Origin of the sequence: Exiguobacterium indicum HHS 31 (assembly GCF_001939065.1) — a bacterium.
Lineage (GTDB): Bacteria > Bacillota > Bacilli > Exiguobacteriales > Exiguobacteriaceae > Exiguobacterium_A > Exiguobacterium_A indicum.
The window spans coordinates 277,181-301,516 of sequence record NZ_MPSZ01000001.1 but is presented as its reverse complement, the minus strand read 5'-3'; the positions used below and the strand labels follow the sequence as shown (position 1 = coordinate 301,516).

Annotated in this window: 26 protein-coding genes, 1 pseudogene and 1 riboswitch; of the genes and pseudogenes, 9 read left to right on the top strand and 18 right to left on the bottom strand. The window is 47.7% G+C overall.

The features are described from left to right. Positions 1-8: 8 nt before the first annotated feature. The 7 genes from N179_RS01550 to rnz are packed head-to-tail and all read right to left on the bottom strand — an operon-like array spanning position 9 to position 4,760. Positions 9-380, bottom strand: coding sequence for a hypothetical protein (locus tag N179_RS01550; protein WP_023467636.1), 372 nt, complete (start codon positions 378-380; stop codon positions 9-11). A gap of 27 nt (positions 381-407) precedes the next feature. Then, complete coding sequence (locus N179_RS01545; protein ID WP_035398239.1) at positions 408-971, bottom strand: hypothetical protein; 564 nt, start codon at positions 969-971, stop codon at positions 408-410. Then, the gene (locus tag N179_RS01540; protein WP_023467634.1) at positions 968-1,921 is read right to left on the bottom strand and encodes an ATP-binding cassette domain-containing protein; all 954 of its coding nucleotides are present in this window, start codon (positions 1,919-1,921) and stop codon (positions 968-970) included. The genes N179_RS01545 and N179_RS01540 overlap by 4 nt, the downstream gene beginning before the upstream one ends. Then, positions 1,857-2,576 (bottom strand): hypothetical protein, encoded by a 720-nt coding sequence (locus N179_RS01535; RefSeq protein WP_023467633.1) that lies wholly within the window; start codon positions 2,574-2,576, stop codon positions 1,857-1,859. The genes N179_RS01540 and N179_RS01535 overlap by 65 nt, the downstream gene beginning before the upstream one ends. Beyond that, a complete protein-coding gene (locus N179_RS01530) occupies positions 2,554-2,958 on the bottom strand; it encodes a DUF4430 domain-containing protein (RefSeq protein WP_023467632.1) in 405 nt (134 codons plus the stop codon). The genes N179_RS01535 and N179_RS01530 overlap by 23 nt, the downstream gene beginning before the upstream one ends. Continuing rightward, entirely contained in the window at positions 2,955-3,851 is an 897-nt protein-coding gene (locus tag N179_RS01525; RefSeq protein ID WP_023467631.1) for a hypothetical protein, read from the bottom strand. The genes N179_RS01530 and N179_RS01525 overlap by 4 nt, the downstream gene beginning before the upstream one ends. 3 nt (positions 3,852-3,854) lie before the next feature. Next, entirely contained in the window at positions 3,855-4,760 is a 906-nt protein-coding gene (gene rnz / locus N179_RS01520) for a ribonuclease Z (RefSeq protein ID WP_023467630.1), read from the bottom strand. Between the two features lie 108 nt (positions 4,761-4,868). Between rnz and N179_RS01515 the strand changes: the two genes are divergently transcribed. Then, positions 4,869-5,048 (top strand): hypothetical protein, encoded by a 180-nt coding sequence (locus tag N179_RS01515; protein WP_023467629.1) that lies wholly within the window; start codon positions 4,869-4,871, stop codon positions 5,046-5,048. A gap of 62 nt (positions 5,049-5,110) precedes the next feature. Here the strand turns inward: N179_RS01515 and N179_RS01510 are convergent, their stop codons facing one another. Together N179_RS01510 and N179_RS01505 are read right to left on the bottom strand one after the other, a co-directional pair. Beyond that, positions 5,111-6,235, bottom strand: coding sequence for a M20/M25/M40 family metallo-hydrolase (locus tag N179_RS01510; protein ID WP_023467628.1), 1,125 nt, complete (start codon positions 6,233-6,235; stop codon positions 5,111-5,113). Between the two features lie 229 nt (positions 6,236-6,464). Then, a complete protein-coding gene (locus N179_RS01505) occupies positions 6,465-7,427 on the bottom strand; it encodes an aromatic acid exporter family protein (RefSeq protein ID WP_235147627.1) in 963 nt (320 codons plus the stop codon). A gap of 76 nt (positions 7,428-7,503) precedes the next feature. Between N179_RS01505 and N179_RS01500 the strand changes: the two genes are divergently transcribed. From N179_RS01500 to N179_RS01485, 4 genes are all read left to right on the top strand, one after another. After that, positions 7,504-8,580 carry an N-acetylglucosaminidase gene (locus tag N179_RS01500; protein ID WP_023467625.1) on the top strand — a complete coding sequence of 359 codons (1,077 nt, stop codon included), beginning with the start codon at positions 7,504-7,506 and terminating at the stop codon, positions 8,578-8,580. 57 nt (positions 8,581-8,637) lie between these two features. Continuing rightward, the gene (locus tag N179_RS01495) at positions 8,638-9,573 is read left to right on the top strand and encodes a manganese-dependent inorganic pyrophosphatase (RefSeq protein ID WP_023467624.1); all 936 of its coding nucleotides are present in this window, start codon (positions 8,638-8,640) and stop codon (positions 9,571-9,573) included. An 85-nt stretch (positions 9,574-9,658) separates the two neighbouring features. Continuing rightward, positions 9,659-10,423 carry a 2,4-dienoyl-CoA reductase gene (gene fadH / locus N179_RS01490; RefSeq protein WP_023467623.1) on the top strand — a complete coding sequence of 255 codons (765 nt, stop codon included), beginning with the start codon at positions 9,659-9,661 and terminating at the stop codon, positions 10,421-10,423. A 228-nt stretch (positions 10,424-10,651) separates the two neighbouring features. After that, a complete protein-coding gene (locus tag N179_RS01485) occupies positions 10,652-11,365 on the top strand; it encodes a ZIP family metal transporter (RefSeq protein ID WP_023467622.1) in 714 nt (237 codons plus the stop codon). A gap of 80 nt (positions 11,366-11,445) precedes the next feature. Here the strand turns inward: N179_RS01485 and N179_RS01480 are convergent, their stop codons facing one another. The 7 genes and pseudogenes from N179_RS01480 to N179_RS01450 all read right to left on the bottom strand — a co-directional run bounded on the left by N179_RS01480 (position 11,446) and on the right by N179_RS01450 (position 16,808). Next, on the bottom strand, positions 11,446-12,072 hold the full coding sequence (locus N179_RS01480) for an HD domain-containing protein (RefSeq protein WP_075642035.1): 627 nt from the start codon (positions 12,070-12,072) through the stop codon (positions 11,446-11,448). Next, positions 12,054-12,590, bottom strand: a complete 537-nt coding sequence (locus N179_RS01475) for a GNAT family N-acetyltransferase (protein WP_023467620.1) — start codon at positions 12,588-12,590, stop codon at positions 12,054-12,056. Before N179_RS01475 ends, N179_RS01480 begins: the two co-directional genes overlap by 19 nt. A gap of 64 nt (positions 12,591-12,654) precedes the next feature. After that, positions 12,655-13,377: an amino acid ABC transporter ATP-binding protein gene (locus N179_RS01470; protein ID WP_041255311.1), complete on the bottom strand. Its 723-nt coding sequence runs from the start codon at positions 13,375-13,377 to the stop codon at positions 12,655-12,657. Positions 13,378-13,390: 13 nt separating this feature from the next. After that, entirely contained in the window at positions 13,391-14,050 is a 660-nt protein-coding gene (locus N179_RS01465; protein ID WP_035398698.1) for an amino acid ABC transporter permease, read from the bottom strand. A gap of 57 nt (positions 14,051-14,107) precedes the next feature. Next, positions 14,108-14,881: a transporter substrate-binding domain-containing protein gene (locus tag N179_RS01460; RefSeq protein ID WP_029341130.1), complete on the bottom strand. Its 774-nt coding sequence runs from the start codon at positions 14,879-14,881 to the stop codon at positions 14,108-14,110. A 287-nt stretch (positions 14,882-15,168) separates the two neighbouring features. Further along, positions 15,169-15,594 (bottom strand): BrxA/BrxB family bacilliredoxin, encoded by a 426-nt coding sequence (locus N179_RS01455; protein WP_023467616.1) that lies wholly within the window; start codon positions 15,592-15,594, stop codon positions 15,169-15,171. Positions 15,595-15,624: 30 nt separating this feature from the next. After that, positions 15,625-16,808 (bottom strand): annotated as a pseudogene (locus N179_RS01450) (class I SAM-dependent methyltransferase). Positions 16,809-16,918: 110 nt separating this feature from the next. On the opposite strand from N179_RS01450, the gene N179_RS01445 reads away from it, so the two are divergent. Next, a complete protein-coding gene (locus N179_RS01445; protein WP_023467614.1) occupies positions 16,919-17,692 on the top strand; it encodes a sporulation protein in 774 nt (257 codons plus the stop codon). Between the two features lie 209 nt (positions 17,693-17,901). Next, on the top strand, positions 17,902-19,818 hold the full coding sequence (locus N179_RS01440; RefSeq protein WP_058712930.1) for a glycoside hydrolase family 3 protein: 1,917 nt from the start codon (positions 17,902-17,904) through the stop codon (positions 19,816-19,818). A 30-nt stretch (positions 19,819-19,848) separates the two neighbouring features. Here the strand turns inward: N179_RS01440 and N179_RS01435 are convergent, their stop codons facing one another. Beyond that, positions 19,849-20,145 carry a hypothetical protein gene (locus N179_RS01435; protein WP_058712931.1) on the bottom strand — a complete coding sequence of 99 codons (297 nt, stop codon included), beginning with the start codon at positions 20,143-20,145 and terminating at the stop codon, positions 19,849-19,851. Between the two features lie 51 nt (positions 20,146-20,196). After that, positions 20,197-20,892 carry a thiaminase II gene (gene tenA / locus N179_RS01430; protein WP_055966824.1) on the bottom strand — a complete coding sequence of 232 codons (696 nt, stop codon included), beginning with the start codon at positions 20,890-20,892 and terminating at the stop codon, positions 20,197-20,199. 74 nt (positions 20,893-20,966) lie between these two features. Next, positions 20,967-21,073, bottom strand: a riboswitch (TPP riboswitch). 193 nt (positions 21,074-21,266) lie between these two features. On the opposite strand from tenA, the gene N179_RS01425 reads away from it, so the two are divergent. After that, complete coding sequence (locus N179_RS01425; RefSeq protein WP_023467610.1) at positions 21,267-22,148, top strand: DUF1002 domain-containing protein; 882 nt, start codon at positions 21,267-21,269, stop codon at positions 22,146-22,148. Positions 22,149-22,423: 275 nt separating this feature from the next. Next, positions 22,424-24,223 (top strand): ribosomal protection-like ABC-F family protein, encoded by a 1,800-nt coding sequence (abc-f, locus tag N179_RS01420; protein WP_075642034.1) that lies wholly within the window; start codon positions 22,424-22,426, stop codon positions 24,221-24,223. Positions 24,224-24,336: the final 113 nt, after the last annotated feature.

Here is a 24,336-nt window from a genome sequence, read left to right as displayed (position 1 = left end):
TTTTGTATTTATGCCTCATGATGACGAAAACGCCGCGTCGCATAACGTTTGACGCGATCAAAGGTCGTCGTATAGCGATACAGATAACGAATGACGAGCGCACCCGTGATCGAGACGATGTAGCCCGTCGATAAGACGAGTAACCAGGAGACAATCGCGAGGAACCATGAACTCTCGAATCGTAAATGTTGCCAAAGTAATCCTTCTGATGAGGTAATGAGCATGGCGCTTGGGAAGATAGCGGCAGCAAGTAAGTAACAAGCAGCGTAACGTCCTCTAATCGTACCTTTCATCAACAGAATACTGCCAAACACTAAGCCGACACTTGAGACGATGAGCAACATGACGACATAAGCAAGCGAAATCGACGATCCCAGCATATGCCTTCCCTCCTGTTCGGTATGTTACTATTCTGTACCCCTCTTTTCATCGAATGAATGCATAATTCGTAAAAAAATCGGAAACAATATCCAAATGAATATCGCGTTACTAAATCCGTGAAGCATATCAAACGTTCCCCCGGCTACAAGCAGTGTCAAAAAAGCTTGCCACGAGAATCCGGTCAATACCAAGAACCCGAGATTGCTCACCCATCCATATAAGAAACCAGCGAGAAATCCATACCCAGTCAATACGATCCGGTAACGAAGAAACGGAACGAATCCTAGACTGGCAATTGTTGCATACGCCAGCGCCTGAAAGAGGACGAACGGACCGCTTCCGAGAAACAAACTCGTTAACACGACGACAAGCATCCCAGAAATGGCTCCGACGATCGGATGGATGAAGACGGATACTAACAAGACAAGTGCCGTTGCCGGCTGGACATTCGGCAAACTGGAGAACAACAATCGTCCGACGATTGCCGCTGCCGTGATGATGGCGATGAACCGTAATCGTTGATCCGTCATCTGGAGTCTCTCGAACATGATCAAGAACAAACAAATGATCAGAACCGTTGCGACGATCATACGAACAACCGACTTTCTTGTAAAAAGTTCTTCGTCGGTCCATCGAAAGCAACTTCTCCGTGTACGAGATAAATGATCCGCTGTGCTGCCCGAATGAGAACTGGATCATGTGTCGCCATGACGATCAGATTCGCCGGATTCTTCTTCCACGATGCGACGAAAGCCATTCGTTCACTGTCATCAAGTCCAGCCGTCGGTTCATCAAAGTAATAGCTGTCTTTACTCCAATCGATACCGTCCAAGAGACGTTTTTTTTGCGTCGTAAAACTACCGCTTCGATCGTCTAATGGCGCAAGCATCGGATGCGCTGGTATATAATGCGTCTCCCCCGACCGCCGAACTTTTCCGTATAGCGGTCGCTCGACACCGAGCGCGAGTCGTAGTAACGTCGATTTCCCACTACCATTCGCACCGATGATCGCAATGCGTTCACCTTGATGAAACGACAATTTTGCTGTCACGAGTGCATAGCGTGTCTGTAACGGATAACGGTGTTGGACGTTTTCGATCCGATTCAGGACACGACCTGTCAGTTCAGTAGCGCGACTCGTAATCGCCAAGTCGGATTGTATGGTCATCGAGCAATGGATCTGACAACCAAACCGTCGTTCGATTTCTTCAAGCAATCCCATCAATCGCTTTCTCCTGACTTGATCAAGAAAGAGAAACGGTTCCGACAAGAACAAGCTCTTTGGTGACGAAGACAACGCATGACCGAGACCGACGAGCTGTTGTTCTCCAGATGAGAGTTCACTCGATTCCGCTTCAAAAAAAGCTTCTAGCCCAAGCAAGGTCGCGAGTTCTCCTGCCCGAAACAAGGAATCCGTCGCCAGAAGATCTCGGACACGTCCATGAAGCAACCGCTCCGGTGTCAATACCGGTTGTTCATGTTCGCTCGCCTGTTGACGTAGTCGCTCTTCGCGATCGGTGTCGGTATACATGATAGGCATCCCGGATTCCTCCTTTTGTAAATAATAGCGCTATAGGCAAAATCATCGCCGGAACGATTGTCCATGGTGTCAGACAAAGAGCCAGTCCTGTCGCAAGCAATAAGCCTGTCTGAACATCACGTCGTGTGATCGGTCTTAAGCGAGACGGCACCGCTTCGATCGGTACGATATGATAGGCGGCCATCCGCTCCAGTCGAACAGCAAGCGACGTATCCGGATGACTCATCTTGACTTCGGGCCAAGTGCGTAAGAAAGACGGAATCAGCGCCAGCACCATCCCCGTCAATCGTGTCAATCGAGGTAAGAAACGAAACAACGGTCCCATCTGATCGAGTCGAACCAACGTAAAAATCCATTGACTCGACGTGATGAATAGCGTCACTTGGACCGTCGTTTCATAAATCGCTACTGTGTCAATGCTTGCACCATAAAGAAGCGGGACACACATCATGACCGCATAAAGAGCCGGGAGGACTAAATAGCGAAACACAGTCCGTTCTTGAACGAATAAAAACAAGAGCAGATGATAGACGACGATCACTGATTGATCATGTGTGAGGACGAACGGAATCGTAATCATCCCGATGAAAAAGAGAGCGACGTTCACTGGGTGAAGTCGCTCCCGTTCTGGCTTACTCAAAATAAGCCATTGCATCTTTTTCAAATCGCCATTCGAGACGATCTCCTTTTTTCAGTTCATAACTTCCGGCACCGACTTCGCCTGGTTTGCCATTGACTCCGAAGACCCAGCCACTACCTGCTCCAGCTGATTTCTCTCGAATCCCATCGACTGCCGTGACATATGCCATCTCACCTTTACCTGTTTTGACGACATCGAGCGTCGTATCTTCCAGTGCATCCAGTGCTGTATCGTTTTCGTTCAAGCATACGTCTTTATTAAACAACGTCTTATCCTTGACGTGATCCACGACCGATACCTTGACTTCCGCCTCACAAGAAGCTGTTTGTTGTTCCTCTTTTGCTTCTGCGCAACCGGCAAGTAACACGATACTTGCAGCAAATAACCATTTTTTCATCGTACGACTCCTTTTCGCCTTGATGTCTCAAAGCTGTAATTATATAACAGAATAGTTTTATCGCGTAAGGATTGACCGTCAGAACGATAATAGGTCAGACGGACCGCATTCGCTAAGACATCGTCCCCTGTATTGACGTACGGAATCAGTTTTCCTTCGTCATCAATCAAGAAGACCGTTGCATCCTGTAGACTAAACGTTTCATAGAGCCCATCGAGATCCATCTCGACATAGGGTGTTTTGGAATCATGTAAAATCTCATGAATCGAAAGCTTTCGCAACGTCTCAAACGATTGATTCGCATCAATCAGTTTCTGGTAATACGACGTCAACGATTTTGTCGTCAACTCTTCACGCGGTCGATAGGAAATCGTTCCCGTCAGCTCCTGATAACTCACATCGTAACGAATGAAACGTTTCGGTGTTTCGACGAGCATCTCAAACGAGGCGTTCCTGAGATTCCCGCCCCGATCGAACATCAACTGACTTTGTTCCATCCGCAGCCCCTCTTCACCGACACGTCGTTCGATTTGAGAAAGGAAATTGTCGAATGAGTCATCCGTGATCGTCACGCGACCAATCTGTTGTGTCTCTTCCCGCAACATCCCACCATCAAACGGACCGAGAAAGAGTTGGAACAGGAAGAATAAGAACCCAAAGAGTGCCATATACCGTTTATAACGCGAGTTCTTTTTCGGATGCAGGACAATCAGGAAAATGATGATGCCGAGCGGTAACTGAATATCATAGACTGGAAATGACACAGCCCCGAGACACGCATAAAAAACGAACTTCATGTACAAGTATTTTTCTTTTTCCGTCCGACGTTCGAGCAAAAAACCTAATCCGCTAGCAGCCAGTAAAAAGAGTGCCCATAGAATGAGAAAGTCCATCGTCTATCCTTTGACCGGGACGACCCGGTGATCAAACATGAGATGGCTGTTCGCGAATACTTCTCGCGCCTCTTGTTCCAGTACTTCCTCTTGATCGACATAACGAGCGGAAACGTGCGTCAATAGAAGCTTTTTCGCTTGTGCCGTTTCTGCAATGACAGCTGCCTGTCGAGCGGTCGAGTGACCGAAGCGTCCCGCATGTTCGATTTCCCGATCGGCAAACGTCGCTTCATGGACTAATACATCAACGTCTCGCGCCAGTTCGACCGAGGCCGCGCACGGCATCGTATCGCCAAGAACGGCTAGCTTGACACCCGGTTTGGGTGACTCTAAAAAATCGGACGATGGATAGACCGTGCCTTCGAATTCGAAAGTTTCTTCCAGTGTGATTCGGCGATAGATCGGACCGGATGGCACGCCTAGTGCCTTCAGTGCATCCACACGCAAAGCACCCCGCTCTTCTGGCCCTTCTAGTCGGTACCCGAACGCCGGGAAGCGATGTTCAAGCGACCGCGCCGTCACGCGGAATCCATCCTGGTCATAGGTTTGACCGTCTTCGACTTCAACAATCCGGAGTGGATAGCGTAGATATGTTCCTGTGATGCGTAATGTCGCGTCCATCCATTCTTTGATCCCGGTCGGTCCATAGATCGTTAGCGGTGTCGTGCCTTCCAGCGCTGCTCTTGTACTAATGAATCCTGGTAACCCAAAGATATGATCCCCGTGTAAATGGGTGATGAAGATCGCGTTGACTTTCCGTGGTTTGATCGGACTGTGTAAGATTTGATGTTGCGTCGCCTCTCCACAATCGAACAACCAGGTCATTTTGGGGTGTAACAAGGCAATCGATGTGACGTTTCGTTGTTTCGACGGCATACCGGCTCCTGTCCCTAAAAAATAAAATTCCATCTTTTTCCCCTTTTCGTAAAAATAGCATTTTTTATACACAAAATACACCTTTCTTCTGTTGAAGCATGGTAAACTGTACCTATTCAGATTTGGAAGGTGGTTTTTTCCATGACTAAGATTGAACGGACCTATGCCCGCATCGTCCGGGAAGCCCGCAAACTGAACGAGAGTTATCGGCAAAAATACGGAAAGTCGATTCAAATCGATGAAATCGCTTCGACCTTATTATGTACAGAAGAACTCGTTCTAGAGTCTATGGAATATGTTGATCGTCCTCAAGTAGTTTAATCGTACAATGATAAAGAGTGTACCGCAATGTTGCGGTACACTCTTTTTTGTGTTTCATCAGCTTATTTGTTCGTGATGTAATCAACTAGCGTCACGCAAAGTTCCGCTGTTTTGACGAGTTCTTCGATTGGCATCTTCTCATTCGTCGTGTGGATATCTTCATATCCGACAGCCAAGTTGACCGTTGGGATACCAAAACCAGCAATGACGTTGGCATCTGATCCGCCACCAGAATGTAAGAGGCGTGGCGTGCGTCCGAGTTGTGTGATCGCTGCTTTCGCGACTTCGACGACTTGATCTCCATCCTCGAACTTGAAGCCCGGGTACATGACTTTGACTTCGACTTCAGCACGACCACCAAGCTCTGCTGCTGCTTCTTCGAACGCCGCTTTCATCTTCTCTGTCTGTGCCTCCATCTTCGGAGCGACGAGTGACCGTGCTTCCGCGAAGATTTCTACATAATCACAAACGATGTTCGTTGATGGACCACCACCGCTGAACCGTCCGATGTTCGCTGTCGTCTCTTCATCAATCCGACCGAGCGGCATTTTCGCGATCGCTTTCGAAGCAATCGTAATCGCCGAGACACCTTTTTCCGGTGCTACACCAGCGTGAGCTGTTTTCCCGAAAATCTTCGCATTGACTTTTGCTTGTGTTGGAGCAGCCGTGATGATGTCTCCGACTTTTCCATCTGAATCAAGGGCAAAACCATAATCGGCATCGATTTTTGATGGGTCAAGCACCATCGCACCGACGAGCCCAGATTCTTCACCGACTGTGATGACGAACTGAATTTTTCCGTGCGGTTGTTTCGTTTCATTCAATACATGCACGAGTTCGATCAGAGATGCGAGACCTGTTTTATCATCTGCCCCAAGAATCGTTGTGCCGTCCGTCTTGACGTAACCGTCCTCGATGATTGGTTTAATGCCTTGCCCCGGGAATACCGTATCCATATGGGAAGTGAAATAAATTTTATCGACACCTTCTTTTGTTGCCGGAAGCGTGACGATTAAATTGTTTCCTTTATGTTCCGTCTTGGACGAAGCGTCATCCTCGAACACCTCACATCCGAGATCCTCGAACGTTTTTTTCAAGTGAGCACAAATGCGTGCCTCCTCTTTTGATTCCGAATCGATCTGGACAAGTTCTAAAAACGTATCTAATACACGTTGTTCATTGACCATGACAAAACCCTCCTCTTAATATGTTTCAATCCATTAGCGCTTTTTTAGTATACCATCCCCATCGTCATTTGCACTTCTGAAAGGTTGTTTGTACAATGGCATTAATCAGTTGATGTAAGAGAGGAGTAGTGGATATGGCAAAACCATCGAAACAACAACGCATCATCAAATGGACGACGATCGGGATTTTAGCAATCTTCCTGATCGGTACGTTCGCTTCGACGATGTTTTATTTCTTTTGATTGACGTAACGTTGTTTTAAACGTAAATACTGCTCCGCTTCTTGTAACATATGCAGTAAGGCAGAGCGGACCTCGAACTCTTCCCGCGTGACGGGTAAGGCAGAGGCACGAAAACGTGTCAATAATGCCTCTAGTTCTGAAATGTACACCATTGCGTCGGCTTCAGGTCGGACATTGTCACCAATCGTCCGAAAGAAGTCGGCGACTTTTTTTCCTTCTTCGACGACGAGGACCAGTTCCTCGGCATGATGGACGATACCGCGCAGTAACTCGAATTGTTGTTCGCGCATCCGGAAGTAGGCATAATCTTCGTCATCGTTCCGACGACCGATCGCGTTTCCCATCCGTTTTAAGGCGGCATCTTTCCCTTCACGTAACAGACGTTCTGTCTCGTCAAGCGTCAACGCATGATGATTGACCCGCCCTGTCTCGATCGCAGCCGCGACTTCAAAAAATAAGGCGGCGATCCGTTGATCAATCTTTTCTCGGCGGTCGTCAATCAACAAATCGAGACTTGGCATGTACATGTTGACAAGTAATCCGACACCAACACCAATGCCAAGCAATAAGGATTCGTTCAATAAGATGTGCGCGTTGAGCTGACGTTCCGTATACAAATGTGTCAAAATGACGACACTCGTGATGAAACCGTCCTGAAGTCGGAGGCGTTGAACGGATGGAAGGAATAAAATGAAATAGATCAATAACGTCACCGGACGATAGCCGATGACCTCGAATAGAATGAATCCAAGCACGATGGCAAGTAATGATGCCATGATGCGTTCGTAAGAAGACCGGAACGTCTTCTTTCGTGTCGACTGGATGCTCAAGATGGCGATGATGGCAGCGAAGACGTAATAGTCGAGCTTGAGTTGTTCTGCGATCCACATCGCGAGCGCAGCAGCGACCGCTGTCTTCAGCGTGCGATAACCAATTTGCAACAGGTTCACCCCCTTTTGTTTTTCTTTGTTAGACTACCTACGTTGGACAGGAATGTCCATTGCTTTTTAAAGGACGTGATTTACTTTGACGACACGCACTATCCGCCCCGGTCGCCCCGTGCGCCGGACCGGTTCGATAAAAGGATTACTTTTTTTCTTCCTCATCGGAGTTCTCTTGTTCTTTTGGCTCCGCGAGGAACCGAAGACCGTCTTAACCCCACCTGCGCCTTATTCGGCTGAGCGCTATGAGAAAGGTAAAATCAACGAGCAAGACTTCCAGACGTTCGCCGAGGCGAAGGAATATGCGGGTCAGCGTGGTGCGGTGAAACGTTCATCGGACGACCGCTATGTCTACCTCGGTGGACCAGGTACTGGGATCGTCGACGATCGTGGTATCCTTTCAATTCATCGTGACCCTGATTTAAAGAAACGGCTCACGTACGTCGCTTCCGGCTCACGTGTCCAGTTGCTTGAATTCGGGGAACAGACAAGTCGTGTCAGCATCGCCGGCGTGACGGGTCATGTCCCAACGGACCGCTTACGCCCATTCCCCGCAGAACGTGTCTCGAATGCATCGTATTACCAGACGAAAGGTGATCGTCTCCTTCACTACATCGTCGCGGACAGCGGACTTGGTGGACTGATCGTTGCCGGCGAAGCAACGAAAACGACGCCTCGGACGAGCAAATATGTTGAATCGAAGACATTAACACGTGATTTGACGAAACCGACGCGTCTCAGTGCCAAACAACTCGATGCGTTCATCAAGGAGCAAGCTCCGGACAGCCCCTTGATCGGTAAAGGAAAAGTCTTTAAGTCCGTTGAAAAGAAATACCGTGTCAACGCGGCTTATCTGCTTGCACATGCGATTCACGAATCCGATTATGGACGGTCTGAGATTGCCCGCGAGAAAAATAACTTGTTCGGCGTCAATGCGACCGATTCCGCACCGGGAGAAGATGCGACCGTCTATAAATCCTTGACGGACTCGATCGAGCAGACCGGTCGATTCATCGCAAAGGATTATCTCGATCGGGATGGACGTTATTTCCGTGGGGCGTACCTTGGGAACAAACAAAAAGGCATGAACGTCTTTTACGCGTCAGACCCCTTCTGGAGTGAAAAAATCGCTGGTATCATGGTGAAAATGAACGCTTTCTAAATCGGAGATATGATACACTATAGGGCGAGACAACAATCATTGAGGAGTGAACACGTCATGGAAAAAGTTTTAGTATTTGGTCACAAAAATCCTGATACCGATACAATCACATCGGCAATCGCTTATGCAGAATTAAAGAAAGCACTCGGTGTCAATGCCGAAGCCATCCGCCTCGGTGAAATGAATGATGAAACGTTATTCGCACTCGATACGTTCAAAGTTTCAGCACCACGTCTCGTGACAGAAGTCGCGACGGAAGCATCACACGTCATTTTAGTCGACCACAACGAACGTCAACAAAGTGCGAACGATATCGATGCGGTTACGGTAACAGAAGTCATCGACCATCACCGGATCGCAAACTTCGAGACATCAGACCCTGTTTACTACCGGGCAGAACCAGTCGGCTGTACAGCAACGATCCTGAACAAACTCTACAAAGAGCATGGTGTTGCCATCAAACCAGAAATCGCTGGGTTGATGTTATCAGCGATCATTTCTGACTCGCTCCTATTCAAATCGCCGACTTGCACGGAGCAAGATATCATCGCAGCACGTGAACTCGCAGAAATCGCTGGTGTCGATGCGAACGTCTACGGTCTTGAGATGCTCAAAGCTGGAGCTGATCTCTCGAAAAAATCCGTTCCTGAATTGATCTCACTTGATGCAAAAGAATTCACGATGGGAACACTCAAAGTCGAAATCGCTCAAGTCAACACGGTCGATACAGCAGAAGTCTTGCTTCGCCAAGAAGAACTCGAAACAGCGATCAACGAAGTCATCCTTGCAAAAGGTCTTGATCTGTTCGTCTTCATCGTCACGGATATCTTGACGAACAACTCTGTTGGACTCGTCCTCGGGAAAGAAGCGAATCTCGTCGAGCGTGCTTACGGTCTTGAAGCGACGAACAACCTTGTTTACCTTGAAGGTGTCGTTTCACGTAAGAAACAAGTCGTTCCTGTCTTAACAGATACGGCTCTTGCAACACAATAAGTCAGAAAAAGAAGGAGTTCGCTCCTTCTTTTTTGAATAAAGAATATGAATGGCTGTTCATTCATTACATAAAGGAGGAATCAATATGACACAAACGATCATGGTGACGGGTGGAACGAACGGAATGGGGAAAGCGATGGCGCTCGCCTTAAAGAAAGCCGGCTGGAACGTCGTCGTTACAGGACGCGACGCGGAACGCTTGCGACTGATGGATGAAGCATTGGAGCAGATTCAAGGCGAACATCTGACGATTCAGATGGATGTCCGTGATGCTGACGCTTGTCTGGCTGCTGTCAATCAAGCACGGGAACGGTTCGGTCGTCTCGAAGCATTGATCAACAATGCTGCCGGGAACTTCATCTGCCCGACCGACGAGTTATCACCGAATGGATGGAAGACGGTCATCGATATCGTCCTCAACGGGACATTCAACTGCTGTCACGCTCTGGTCAAAGGATGGCAGGAAGATCAAGTCGTTGGCGGACAAATCGTCAACATCGTTGCGTCTTATGCGTGGCAGGCTGGCGCTGGTGTCGCTCCGAGCGCCGCTGCGAAAGCCGGTGTCCTGAACTTGACGCGGACGCTTGCCGTCGAATGGGGCTATAAATATCAAGCCCGTGTCAACGCGATCAGTCCGGGACCGATCGAACGGACAGGTGGTGCTGATAAACTCGCATTGTCACCGGAACACGCGGAACGAATTCGCCGCAACGTTCCGCTCGGTCGATTCGGGACACCGGAAGAGATCGCAACACTTGCAACATGGATGGTGTCAGATCAAGCCCGCTACTTGAACGGAGAATGTATCGCTCTTGACGGTGGACATTGGTTAAATAAACAACCGTTCTAATGATTGAGATGGAATGACTCAAGAAGTCGGTCTCCACAAAGATAAGAATCATACGTTTCACGCCACTCCTACAGGATTTTGTATCTCCCCTGAGGAAAAGGCGTGAAATGACGCGTCATTCTGTTTTTAAGTCAGCCCCTTGCATGCGTCGCGAACTTTTTTTCTTTCTTTCCGCTATGTTTATGAATTATCTAGAACAGGTAGAAAGGACAAGAAGGAGGCGATCGTATGTGGGAAGCGTTCGGTTGGGGAGCGCTAGCAGGTGGTGCCGTTGTCATCGGTGCCCTATTCGGATTGTACTTACCCTTAAAGCAACGCCTGATTGGTTACATCATGTCGTTTGGAACCGGGATCTTGATTGGAGCAGCGACGTTCGAGTTACTCGATGAAGCATTAAAGAAGTCAACGACACTCGTCGTCGCAATCTCTTTCATTGTCGGCGCACTCGTCTTTACGGGCTTTGACCTATTCGTTTCGTCACGCGGCGCGAGTAAACGGAAACGCTCGTCTGGTGGGAACGAAGGCACGGGAACAGCGATTTTTTTCGGGACGATTCTTGATGCGATCCCGGAATCAATCATGATCGGTGCCAGTCTGTTATCGGGAAATGTCAGCGCGGCACTCGTCGCGGCGATTTTCGTCAGCAACATCCCGGAAGGCTTATCGAGTACGACCGGTTTGCGAAAAGATGGCTTTTCGAAGAACAAAGTATTACTGATGTGGGGAGTCGTCTGGTTGATCTCCGCCCTCGCCTCACTCGCCGGCTACACGATTCTCGCAGAACTCCCGGACATGCAATTCGCCATGATCGGTAGCTTCGCAAGCGGTGGGATCATCGCAATGCTCGCTTCGACGATGATGCCGGAAGCCCACGAGGAAGGCGGCGCGATCGTTGGTCTGTTCGCAGCACTTGGGTTAATTACTGCCATCATCCTTAGTTAATGACAAAAACAATGCACGTTTTCCGCAAGCTTAATCGGAAACGCGCATTGTTTTTTTGAAGTGATTTTGAAAACAAGTATTCAACTGTATATAGTGCCATCCCACTCTTGCTTGAACCGATCAACGAACTCTTCCATGTAGCGATGTCGCTCCTCTGCTAAATGAAGTGCTGTGTTCGTATTCATTAAATCTTTTAGCCGGAATAACTTTTCTTCAAAATGATTCAGGGCACTCGTCTCTCCCGTTCGGTCACCCGGTTCTCGTGGTGCTAGACCAGGTACATGCATCGGCTCCCCGAACCGACCAGCGAACTGAAATGTGCGCGCAATCCCGATTGCACCGATGGCATCGAGACGATCAGCATCTTGAACGATTTGCCCTTCGATTGTTTGCATCGGTGGGCGTGTACCGTCTTTATAGGACAGGCTCGTGATGATGTCTAGAATTTGTTCTTGTTCTTCTTCCGTCACTTTTCCTTGCAAAAAGGACGCGACCGTCTCTGCCGTTCCCCCGAGTTTACTATCTGCTACGTCATGGAGTAAGGCAGATAGTTCGATGATTTTGACGTTCCCGCCTTCTTGTTTGGCAATATGTAACGCTAAACGGCGAACCCGTTCGATATGGGCATAATCATGACCTGAAAAGTCCGTCGCGTGAAACGACCGGACGAAGATTTCCGTTTCTTGAATCATTGTCGATCTCTCCATTCCGGTTCGAGTAATCCGTACAGTAACATATCATGCCGCTCTCCGTCTCGTCGTAAAAAGGCACGGTATCTTCCTTCCTGTACGAACCCGAGTCGTTCGTACAGCTTAACCGCACGTGTATTATACTCAAAGACCGTCAATTGAATCCGGTACAAGTTCAACTCTAAGAAGGCGTACTCTAGTATCGTCTGTAGCGCATCCGTCGCATACCCTTGTCCTTCACAATCCGGATCGATGCCAATCATCAGCCATGCCGTTCCATGTGTCGGTAAAATATCTTCTAATGCGACGACACCAATCATCCGTTCATCTTCGAAGTTACGAATCGCAAACCGAAACGTCTCCGGAGCATCAGTCGCCATCATCTGTTCAATCTTTTCCTTCGATAAGTGACGATATGGCGTCGCACTGAAATGACGAGCAAACGTTGCATCGTCAAGCAGACGTTGCATCACTTCGGTATCTTCCGACTGAAAACGCGTCAGACGAGTATGATGACCTTCAAGCAATTTTTTCATTCTTATCCCCCTCTCTACTAAAAACCGAAAAACGCTAACCCTCTTCAGAGTTAGCGTGCCGTGCTCATAAAACTTTTTCGAGGAATTTTTTCGCCCGGTCCGTCTTCGGATTGTCGAAGAGTTCGACCGGCGAACCTTCTTCCATCAGAATCCCCTCATCGAGGAACAAGACGCGATCCGCGACTTCTTTGGCGAAGCCCATCTCGTGAGTGACGATGACCATCGTCATTCCGCTTTCCGCCAATTGCTTCATGACGTCCAGTACTTCGTTGACCATCTCTGGGTCAAGCGCTGACGTCGGTTCATCAAACAACATGACGTTCGGTTCCATCGCAAGAGCGCGTGCGATTGCGACCCGTTGTTTTTGTCCACCTGACAACTGGTTCGGGTAATTATCGCGTTTTTCAGCTAGACCGACACGTTCAAGCAATGTCTCTGCCCGCTTGACTGCCTCGTCTTTTGAGATACCAAGGACGTTGATCGGTGCGTACGTCAAGTTATCAAGAACAGACTTATGTGGGAACAAGTTAAATTGTTGGAACACCATTCCGATGTTCTGACGTGCTTTCGAGATGTTCGCTTTTGGTTTCGTCAGTTCAAAACCATCGACGATAATCGTTCCACTCGTTGGTTGTTCAAGTAAGTTGATACAACGTAGAAATGTTGATTTACCGGATCCCGACGGTCCAATGACAGCGACGACTTCACCGCGTGTAACTGTCGTCGAGATACCTTTTAATACTTCTAATTTTCCGAATTGCTTATGCAAATCGGTGACTTGGATCATAGGTTCCATCTGATTACCCACTCTTTCTCATAGCTTTTTCGACTTGTTGGCCTATCAAACTCAATCCCATGACGAGAACAAAATATACGAATCCGGCAAACAACAACGGTTCGAAATAAATCGCCTTTTCTCCTCCAACGATTTGTGCACGACGCATGACATCGAGAACACCGACCGTCGAGACGAGTGCCGATTCCTTCGTCAACGTGATCAATTCGTTCATGATCGCTGGAAGGATGTTTTTAAAGGCTTGTGGCAAAATGATCGAACGGAGTTGTTTGAAATACGAAATACCGAGCGCATCTGCAGCTTCCCACTGCCCACGATCAACGGCTTGAATCCCGGCCCGAATGATTTCCGAGATGTACGCTCCGGAGTTCAAGGAGAAGGCGATGATTGCCGATTGGTATCCTGTCGTGACATACCCTGTCAACTGTGGTAATCCGAAGTGGACGATCGCCAGTTGCAAGATCAATGGGGTTCCCCGGAAAATCGCCGTATACGTATGACCAATGAAACGGATGAAACGGCTCTTCGTGATTTTCAGTGCCGCGACGACGATTCCGATCAGCATCCCGGCAATGGCCGCCACGATGACGACTTGGAACAGGACCGGAATCCCCTCAAGAATATATGGAATTGAATCTTGAATCTTTGTAAAGTCTATCATAATCAATCTCCTAACGTCGCACAAAAGGGATGAGGTTACCCCCACCCCCATGCACTTGACTTATTTTGCTTCTTTTTGGAACCATTCTTCAGCCAATTTATCGATTTCACCACTGTCAATCATCTTCTTCAACTCTTTGTTGAAATCGTCACGCATCTTGTCACCTTTTTTGAAGGCGATCGCTGATCCAGCTGGACCATCTTCTTCAATCTGGTACGTTTTCAGGGATGCATCTTGATCCATGTATTTGACGGCAACTGCGTCCTCAATGATGAGGGCATCAATCCGACCTGTATTCAATTCTTGAATGATTTCTGGGATTTTGTTCAAAGGAACCGCTTCGCTATCTTTGAAGCGATCTTTTGCGAGTCCCTCTTGGATTGATCCAAGCTGGACACCGATTTTTTTGCCTTTGAGTTCGTCTTCCGAACTGATCGCTTTATCCTTCGTCATGACCAAGTTTTTCGATTCGAAGTAAATGTCTGTGAAGTCAGCATTTTTCTTCCGTTCTTCTGTCGGTGTCATACCCGCCATGACGAAATCGACACGACCTGAGCTGAGGGCACCAAGTAGGCTACCGAATTCCATGTCTTCGATTTTTAAGTCATACCCGAGATTTTTCGTGACTTCTTTGGCGATCGCAACGTCGAACCCGACGATGTCCTCTCCTTTTTTCGTATCGATGTATTCAAATGGGAAGTAATCCGCTGACGTTCCCATCGTCAATACTTTATCGCTTTTGCTTGATCCACCTGTTGATTCTTCCGACGCGCCACATGCTGCCATCGTGACTGCCAGAATGCCTGCCATTGCCGTTGCTAATAATTTTTTCATTCGAGTTTTCCCCTTCCAACGCTCAATTGTCAGAACTTTAACAATAGTATGACTTATGTGTATGTCCAATTCAATACCGAAAAGCCTGACCTGTTCTATTGCTTTTAGGATATACGAATATTTATTCACTGTAAAGCATAAATATATAAATTTTTTTGAGTTTCTATTCATAAATCATGCATAAATGACTTTTTATACAATTTTGCAAACGCTTTCAATTTTAAAATTTATTATTTTAATCTCATGAATACGCAAAAAAAGACTCCTTTATCAGGAGCCTTCTTTGCTTATGCGTAGATTTCAATCAATGATTCAAGTTTCTCGACGACCTCTTCCGCCGTGAACGATTCGATGTCGAACCGCTCGACCATCGAGAGGATGTTTCCATCTTGCATTAATGCAAATGATGGAGATGAAGGTGGGTAACCTTCGAAGTATTCACGCGCACGGTCTGTCGCTTCGCGATCTTGTCCAGCGAATACCGTGACGAAATGATCGGGCTTGATGCCCTCTTTCCGATTAACGTACGCTGCAGCAGGACGGGCGATCCCGCCAGCACATCCACACACCGAATTGACAAGGACAAGTGTTAACCCTTCGCGTTTCATTGCTTCATCCACGCTCTCTGGCGTCGTTAATTCTTCAAATCCAGCAGCTTGCGCTTCTTTGCGGGCTGTTTGGACGACATCTTCAAAATACATTTGGAAATCCATCGTATTGCCTCCTTTGATTCGTTCTCCTTCTTATTGTACGAGTTTCGGTGAAATCTGTCCAAGTCTGCCGCTTAATTCAGTTTCTAAAAATGGTCGGGCATGCAACAAATCACGGAACGCGATGTAACGATCGATTTTCTCTTCCGTTGGTCGCTTGTTTTGTTTGTATGCGCGAATCAAGATGTTCTTCGGTGTGTGCTCGAGATCAATGAATTCGAGAAGCTGCGCTTCGTATCCGACGAGCGTCAGCAACTCGGCACGAATCGAGTCTGTCGCCAGTGATGCGAATTTTTCTTTAATCAGTCCGTGCTGTAGCATGACATCGAGTGGCGAACAGTCCAGTTGACGGTTCAATTCCTTTTGACAACACGGTACGCTCAGGATGACCGATGCATTCCAGTCAACAGCTCGCGCGAGTGCGACGTCGGTCGCGACATCACAAGCGTGAAGTGTCACCATCAGGTCAACTTCCGTCTCCCCTGTGTAATCATGAACGTCTCCGACACGGAATGTCAGATCGGTATAATCCAGATCACGCGCAATTTGTGTACATTCTTCGATGACTTCTTTCTTTAAATCAAGACCTGTCACTTCGAGGTCGAATCCTTTGACGACTTTTAGATAATGATAGAGAGCGAACGTCAAATACGATTTCCCGCATCCGAAGTCCAAGATCCGGAGTTTTTTCCTTTTGGCAAGGCAGCAATGCTATCCTCGACAAATTCAAGAAAGCGATTGATTTGTTTAAACTTATCATACTTCTGTTTTTTGACTTGACCCGCTTCCGTCATGACACCTAAGCGAATCAGAAACGGAACCGGCACACCGTCTTCTAATAGATAGGTTTTTTTCCGGTCATGCGATAAGAGAGCTTTCATCGGCTCCTTTTTGGATGTCTTGATCGCGACTTTCAGCTTTTTCGAGAGCTGGAATTGCCATTCCTCTTCTTCAAAACGGAATAAGAATTGGCGGAATTCCGTGAACCAGTCATCGAGTCGCCCGACGAAATCGTCAATTAAAATATTTTCATGCTTCATAACGCGTTCAAATTGAAACTCTACCTGCATCATCACCGTATCTCTTAATAGAATCGGTTTTACCTTGATTCGTCGGAGATCATTTGATTTTTGACGCGGATTACTTATCGTTGCATGGATCAGTGTTCCTTGCGTGATTTGCGAGGCAAGACTCGCTTTTAATTCATGTAGTTCCACTAGTCGTCCCGTCCTTTTCTGATGTTCTTTCGAAACTGTAGCAAATTCGTACCTGTTCGACAAGTTTACACGCTTCATCATTCGTACGTAATCAAAAGGAGGAATTCATCATGTTCAAAAAAATTCTCTCACAAATCGGAATCGGTGCCGCAACGGTCGATACACGCTTGACGGATGACCGCTGCGAACCAGGCGGTCAAATTCACGGTGTCGTCCATATCAAAGGCGGAAACGTCGATCAAGAAATTGATCGAATTTATCTTGAATTCAACACGCAGTACAAACAAGAAGTCAATGATAGTACGACGTTTACGACCTTCACGCTCGACCGGTTTGCCTTAAATGAAGCGAAGTTCACGATTGAAGCGGGTGTCGAGCGGGAGATTCCCTTTACATTACGCGTACCGCTGAATACGCCACTCTCCGTCAGTCAATCGAAATCGTGGATCGAGACGGGACTCGACATCGCTCAAGCCGTCGATCCATCGGACCGTGACGCTGTCATCGTTGAAGCAAACCGCTACCAAGCAACAGTCTTAGATGCAATGGAGTCACTTGGCTTCCGATTGAAAAAAGCCGACACGGAAAAATTACCTGGACGATTCCGGAAAGATTTACCGATTGCTCAGGAGCTTGAGTATTCAGCTCGCAATACACACTACGCTCATAAACTGGATGAGATCGAAATCATCATGCTCCAAGACAGCTCAGGGATTGATTTAATCGTCCAAGTCGACCGTCGTGCGCACAGTCTCGGTTCATTATTCAGTGAAATGGCTGGTGCGGATGAGTCGATGATCAAACTGCGTCTGTCCAATAGTGAACTGCAGGATCAATCGTTCGTCGAACGTCAGCTGACAAGCATCGTCGAACGCTATAGCTGATCAATCGATCGACTTTACTTGAAAGTGATTCCTCTTCAGGGGGAGTCACTTTTTTTTCATTCAAGTCAGTCTGTCTAAAAACACATTTGAAATTTATTTCAACTTGAAATCGTTTACGAATAAAATATTGTTTTAAAACAAACACCTTGCTATACTGTCCGTATTGAAAAGAATTCCAGTCACGGTTTGACTAAAGGAGGACGTACATCATGAAAAAAATCGGACAGTTCACGTTAACAGCCGGACTCGCAGCAGTACTCGTCTCAAGTAGTTTACCTGTCATGGCAGATGCAGGATCTTCAGCCGATCGGATCAGTCACAAAATCGACACGATGACACTCGAACAAAAAATCGGGCAGATGATCATGCCGGACTTCCGACAGTGGAATGGCAGCAATCATACGTCGCTTGCCCCAGAAGTCGCGAACATCATCGATCGCTATGATTTAGGCGGCGTCATCTTGTTTGCTGAGAACGTCAGCGAAACCGAACAGACGACGAAACTCGTTCATGATCTGCAAGAAGTCGTCAAACAAGATGCTAGCAACGATATTCCGCTCTTCGTCACGATCGACCAAGAAGGTGGAATCGTTACTCGGCTCGGAACAGGGACGAACTTACCTGGCAACATGGCGTTAGGTGCGACCCGCAGTAGCACATATGCCAATGATGCCGGTCATATCATCGGTTCGGAACTGCGTGCGCTCGGCATCAATGTCAACTTTGGTCCGGTTCTCGACGTCAACAGCAATCCTGGAAATCCTGTCATTGGTGTCCGCTCGTTCTCGAGTGATCCGGCGCTCGTCGGCACACTCGGTTCCGCTCTAATGAAGGGAATTCAGTCTGAAGGTGTCGCGGCGACCGCCAAACACTTCCCGGGTCACGGCGATACGGCGACCGATTCCCACTATGGATTACCGGTCGTTGACCGGTCCCTGCAGGAGCTAGAACAAGTCGAGCTCGTACCGTTCAAGCGAGCTATTGCTGAAGACATCGATATGATCATGACAGGACACATCGGGATGCCGCAAATCGAACCTGAAGTCGTCACGTCGATAAATGGTACCTTCCCTTTACCTGCGACGTTATCGGATGATGTCATCACGGGCGTACTGCGCGAAAAACTTGGCTACGATGGCATCGTCATCACAGACGCGTTGAACATGCAGGCGATCGCCGACAACTTTACGGAATCAGAAGCCGTCTTAAAGACGTTTGACGCCGGTGTCGATATCGCGCTCATGCCGACGATCCTTCGTTCCGAGCAGGATGTCACAAAACTCGACCGGATTTTCAAGGATGTGATCGCAGCAGTCAAAGATGGTCGCCTCTCAGAGGAACGAATCGATCAATCGGTTGAGCGGATTCTGACACTGAAAGCAGAACGCGGAATTTGGAACGGTACGACTGACACGACATCCCTAGCTGAAAAAATCGCGCAATCGAACCAAATCGTCGGCAGTCCCGAGCATAAAGCAAAAGAACGTGCGATGACGGAAGCCGCGGTCACACTCGTGAAAAATGATCAGCGGACCTTACCATTCAAACCGAAAAAGAATGCTAACGTTCTTGTGATCGCTCCTGCGGCGGATCAAACGGACAGCATGAAAAAGACGATCGCTTCCCTACCGAAGAATCGGAACTGGCACGTGACGACAGCGAATTACTCGGCTACTACGCTACCGCTCGACCAAAACCCGACATTACGGGCGCAACTCGATGCAGCAGATTACATCATCGTCGGTTCCAACGTCAACACGAGTGCTAAACTACTCCCTACTGCACCAGAACAAGCGATTCCGGCTTCGATCTTCCGCTATGTGAAACAAACGGATACACCATCCGTCCTGCTCAGTCTCCGTAACCCATACGATGTCGCCGTTCAACCGGACGCACCGGCACACGTCCTCGTCTATGGCTTCAAAGGCGATCCAAACGGTCCAGACTCCGAAGCAGGCAATCTAAAATCAGCGGGACCGAACCTGCCTGCAGGTATCCGCGCAATCTTCGGAACGTTCAAACCGCAAGGCACTTTACCGGTTGATGTGCCGGTCTTTAAGAACGGTGTCTTTACCGATCAACTGCATCTCGAATTCGGTGACGGCTTTAAAAACTGGAAAAAATGATGACGTGATACACCAAAAGACCGAAGCTCCTTAAAGGATGCCTCGGTCTTTTAATGATTGATACGGATATTCAGCTTCTTCTTTCGCACGATGGTAGACGCGGTATAACCAATAAGTCAGCAGTGCATAGACGACGATGACAAGAACAGCAGAAATATAGCTTCCCATGCTATACGCTACCTTGAAGTTTCGAGTCGATGCGGATATACCGGATAACACGATCAACGTTGGGATGATAAGTCCTACAAATCTTACTTTGACTTTACCAAGCATTCGTTGCATAGCATATGCCGCGAGGATTACGAGTGTGATGACTATGATTTCCATTCCAATCCCTACTCTCACTAAATGGTATTCCTAATTCTACCATCTAGTGATTCAAGAAGATACCGCTCGTGCTGGAATCGTTTCGTAAACTGACGCAAATGTCTCTTCCGTCCACCCCATGTGCCAGAAGAGTAACTCATAGTAACAACTCGTCACGAAATGACGTTTCATCCGCTCGCGTTCCGTCGGGCTCGCTTGCTCCGCCAGCGCATCAAGCCGTGCAATCTGTTCAAAGACGACCTTTTCAAACCATTCCGAGCTATACGTGTCGATCCATTGCTGATAGATTTTTTCTTCCGGTGTACACGTTAGTAATTGTTGCCCGACTTCATAATACAACCAGTAACATGGCAAGATGGCAGCAATCGTCTCACCGAGCGTTCCTTCACTCGCATGATGCATGTGCGAGACATACGCATATGCTGTCGGTGCCGGTTCAAATGCTTCAAGATCTGCTTCCGTAATACCGAGCGGCTCAAAAAATGATTGATGTAAGCTCAACTCTGCCTCGTAAGTCGAAGTAGCATGCTCGGCAAGTGTCGCAATCGTCGCGAAGTCGTCTGCTTTTGACGCTGCCTTCGCTTGAATCTTCGCAAAGTGTTTTAAGTAATAGGCATCCTGCATGACGTAATGCCGAAATTTCGAGAGCGGTAACGTCCCCTCCCCGATTCCTTGTACGAATGGGTGCGTAAAACTACTATCCCAATACGCTTGTGCCGCTTGTTTGATTTCTTGTGTGAATGTCATGATCTCATCCTCCTCGTTTAGTTATGAAACGAAAAAACACCACCCCGAAACACACGGGCATGGCGCAAGAAGAACAAGACTTGACGCCACTTCCCTCCGTAAGTACGAACTTAATCAGGTTCAAAGGGTCCGAACGTCTTCGTTCGTCTCAGTCGGTCTACCGACTCCCCTAGTGGTCATTATTCGATTCAAATTCACTATAGCATGCTGAAAACGGAAGTCAAGTTGTCTCCTTTTCGCTATACTATGGAGTGTCAGAAGACGGATATCGTCTCCATCTGCAGACCGATTCCGAACAGACATCGTTCCCGTACACTAAATTTAGTACCTGATACTATAATTCATTCTGTTACTTACAATTGGAGGATTTCATTATGCATACACCAACAAAAATCATGGCATCAGCCGTTATCGCTTCTGCTTTATTACTCCCAACAGCCGCATCCGCCGAACAAGTCGTCGATAAGACGATCGTCACACTCGGGGAGTCGCTCGGCGCAAAAGATAAAGCATGGGTGCTTTCACGTCTCAATGCACCGGAAGGGATCACACCGATCATCGCCACTTCTGCTGACGAGGAAAAATATCTCGGGAAAAACATCCCACAGTCGCAAAAAGGCGGCAACATGTATTCGTCGGCTAAAATCGAACTGACGGAAAAAGGAGATGGACTCTCCGTCTCGACGGAAAACATCACATGGGTGACGAAGGATATGTATCTCAACGCTCTCGTCACAGCGGGTGTCAAAGATGCCGACATCACGATTACTTCCCCTTACAAGGTGACCGGGACATCGGCACTGACAGGAATAATGAAGGCGTACGATCAAACTTCCGCTGAAACCGGGATAAAGTTAAGTGACGAACGCAAGGATCTAGCACAGCAAGAATTATCAGTCACATCAGACGTTGGAAAAACGGTCGGAACGGATAAGGTGGCTGACTTGATGAATGAGATCAAGGCTGAGATCGCCAATCAAAAACCGGAAACCAAAGTCGAAATCGAAAACCTGATCGTCCAAGTCATTCAAAACAACAATATCCAGTTGTCTGACGCACAAATGGACCGGCTGACGAATCTGTTCAATCAAATGGAGCAAGCGAACATCAACTGGGGACAAATCGAGAGTGGATTGAAAAATGCGGGACAAGACATCCACGCGTTCGCAACTTCAGAAGAAACGAAAGGTTTCTTCGCTAAATTATTCGATGGACTCAGTGACTTCTTCAGCTCGATTGCTGGCGTGTTCAAATAATTCAGACTTCCGTAACTGAAAAAAAAATAGTAAACTTGAGATATCTGAAACGAAAGGTGGTGTGAAAAGATGGACTTTGCCGCGTGCAAACACTGGTTGATGGAACAATTGTATCTGTTGCGCGCGATTTTTCATGGAATGGCGTTCTAAAGCACCCGTCTGCCCTTTTTAGAACTTCATGATTGAAAAATACAGCAAAGCGCATCTTTCACACGTGATGGAGAGTGCTATTTGCGCTCTCCTTTTTTTGATGCGCGCGAAAGGATCAATTGATTATGATGATTTGCGACATTCAACACCTAACCAAACAATTCGGAGGCGAAACGATCTTAACGGATGTTTCCCTCTTCTTAAACGAACACGACCGTGTCGGTCTAATTGGACGAAACGGGAGTGGCAAGACGACATTACTCCGCTTGCTTGCTCGCCTTGAGCAACCGGACGGTGGTGTCATCTATCAAAAGAGCGGTTTGACGATCGGCTATTTGGAACAACTTCCTGTATATAGTGAGACGATGACCGGACTCGACGTCCTTTGGACAGCGTTTGAAGACATCCTCGCGATCCGTTCTCGGATGCAACAGTTGGAGCAAATGATGGCGACAGCACCAGAGAATCTTGATGCGTTACTCGCACGATATGCGGAAGCGACGAATGCGTTCGAACAAAAGGATGGCTATCTACTCGACTCGAAAATCGAGCGCATGGTGAACGGGTTACACCTTCGTCCGTTACTCACTCGTCCTTTCCACCAGTTGAGCGGTGGTGAACAGACGAAGATTTGTCTCGGTCGCATGTTACTCATGGAGCCAAATCTGCTCATTCTTGACGAACCGACGAACCATCTTGATTTAGCTGCCGTGGAATGGCTGGAGCAGTTCTTACGGGACTACACAGGAACCATCCTGCTCGTCTCTCACGACCGGGTCTTCTTAGACGCCGTCGTCACCTCGATCGTTGAACTCGAGGATGGTGAACTGACAACCTATATAGGGAATTACAGCGCGTTCGTCGTCGAACGAGAACGTCGCTTGATGGAACAGTTCCACGCCTACCAAGAGCAACAGAAAAAAATAAAGAAAATGAAGGAAGCGATTCGTCGACTCCGGCAATGGGCAAACGAAGCGTCTCCACCGAGTGAGAAATTATTCCGTAAAGCAAAATCGATGGAACGAGCACTCGAGCGGATCGAACGGATTAAACGACCACAACTCGAAGCCAAAACCGCTGATGTCTCCTTCTCTTCCACTGATCACTCGAGCCAAGTCGTCTTTCGTGCTGAAGAACTCTCGTTTGCTTACGGAATCCGCCACATTTTTGATGACGTCTCGTTCGAGATCATGGCACAGGATCGGATCGCGATCGTCGGAACGAATGGGAGTGGGAAATCGACATTGCTCTCACTTCTGCTTGACGAATTATCACCAGACGCGGGCACACTCACGCGTGGACCATCGAATCATGTCGGTTACTTGTCCCAGCATGCCCATTTCGAGGAGGACGCGCGATTAATCGACTGGTTTAGAGACCGGATTGCCGTTCCAGAAGCGGAAGCCCGCCATATCCTAGCCCGGTTCCTGTTCTTTGGACCAACTGTCTTTCGGTCCATTTTGTCACTGAGCGGAGGCGAACGTGTGCGATTACAACTCGCCGTCCTCGTTCATTCGTCGATCAATGTATTAATTCTCGACGAGCCGACGAACCATCTCGATATTGAATCAAGAGAGACACTCGAAGAAGCACTCGAAAATTTTTCTGGTACATTGATTGCCGTCTCACACGACCGCTACTTCTTGAATCGTCTCTTTCCGCAGATCCTGTGGCTCGAAAATGGTCTGACGCGTTATCATGGTACGTATACGTATGCCCAACAGAAGCGTACCGAGCTCGCTACGTCTTCCCCACTTAACGTAACCCTACAAAAACCAAAACGATTGTCACAACACGAGTTAGAAGTGCAGATCGAGCGGCTTGAACAGAAATTAGCAAAACGTGAAAAACCGACTGATACCGTTTCTAAAAGCATCCAACAGAAACTCGATGACCTATACGAACAGTTGCTACAGTATGGATGATTTAGCTTTACTTGCCTGTCACTCTCGATACCGAGAGTGGCAGTTTTTTCGTTCATTCACAAGATTTCAGCATATGGTTTTTTAGCTAACCTTATTAAGTTTTAAAATTTTAT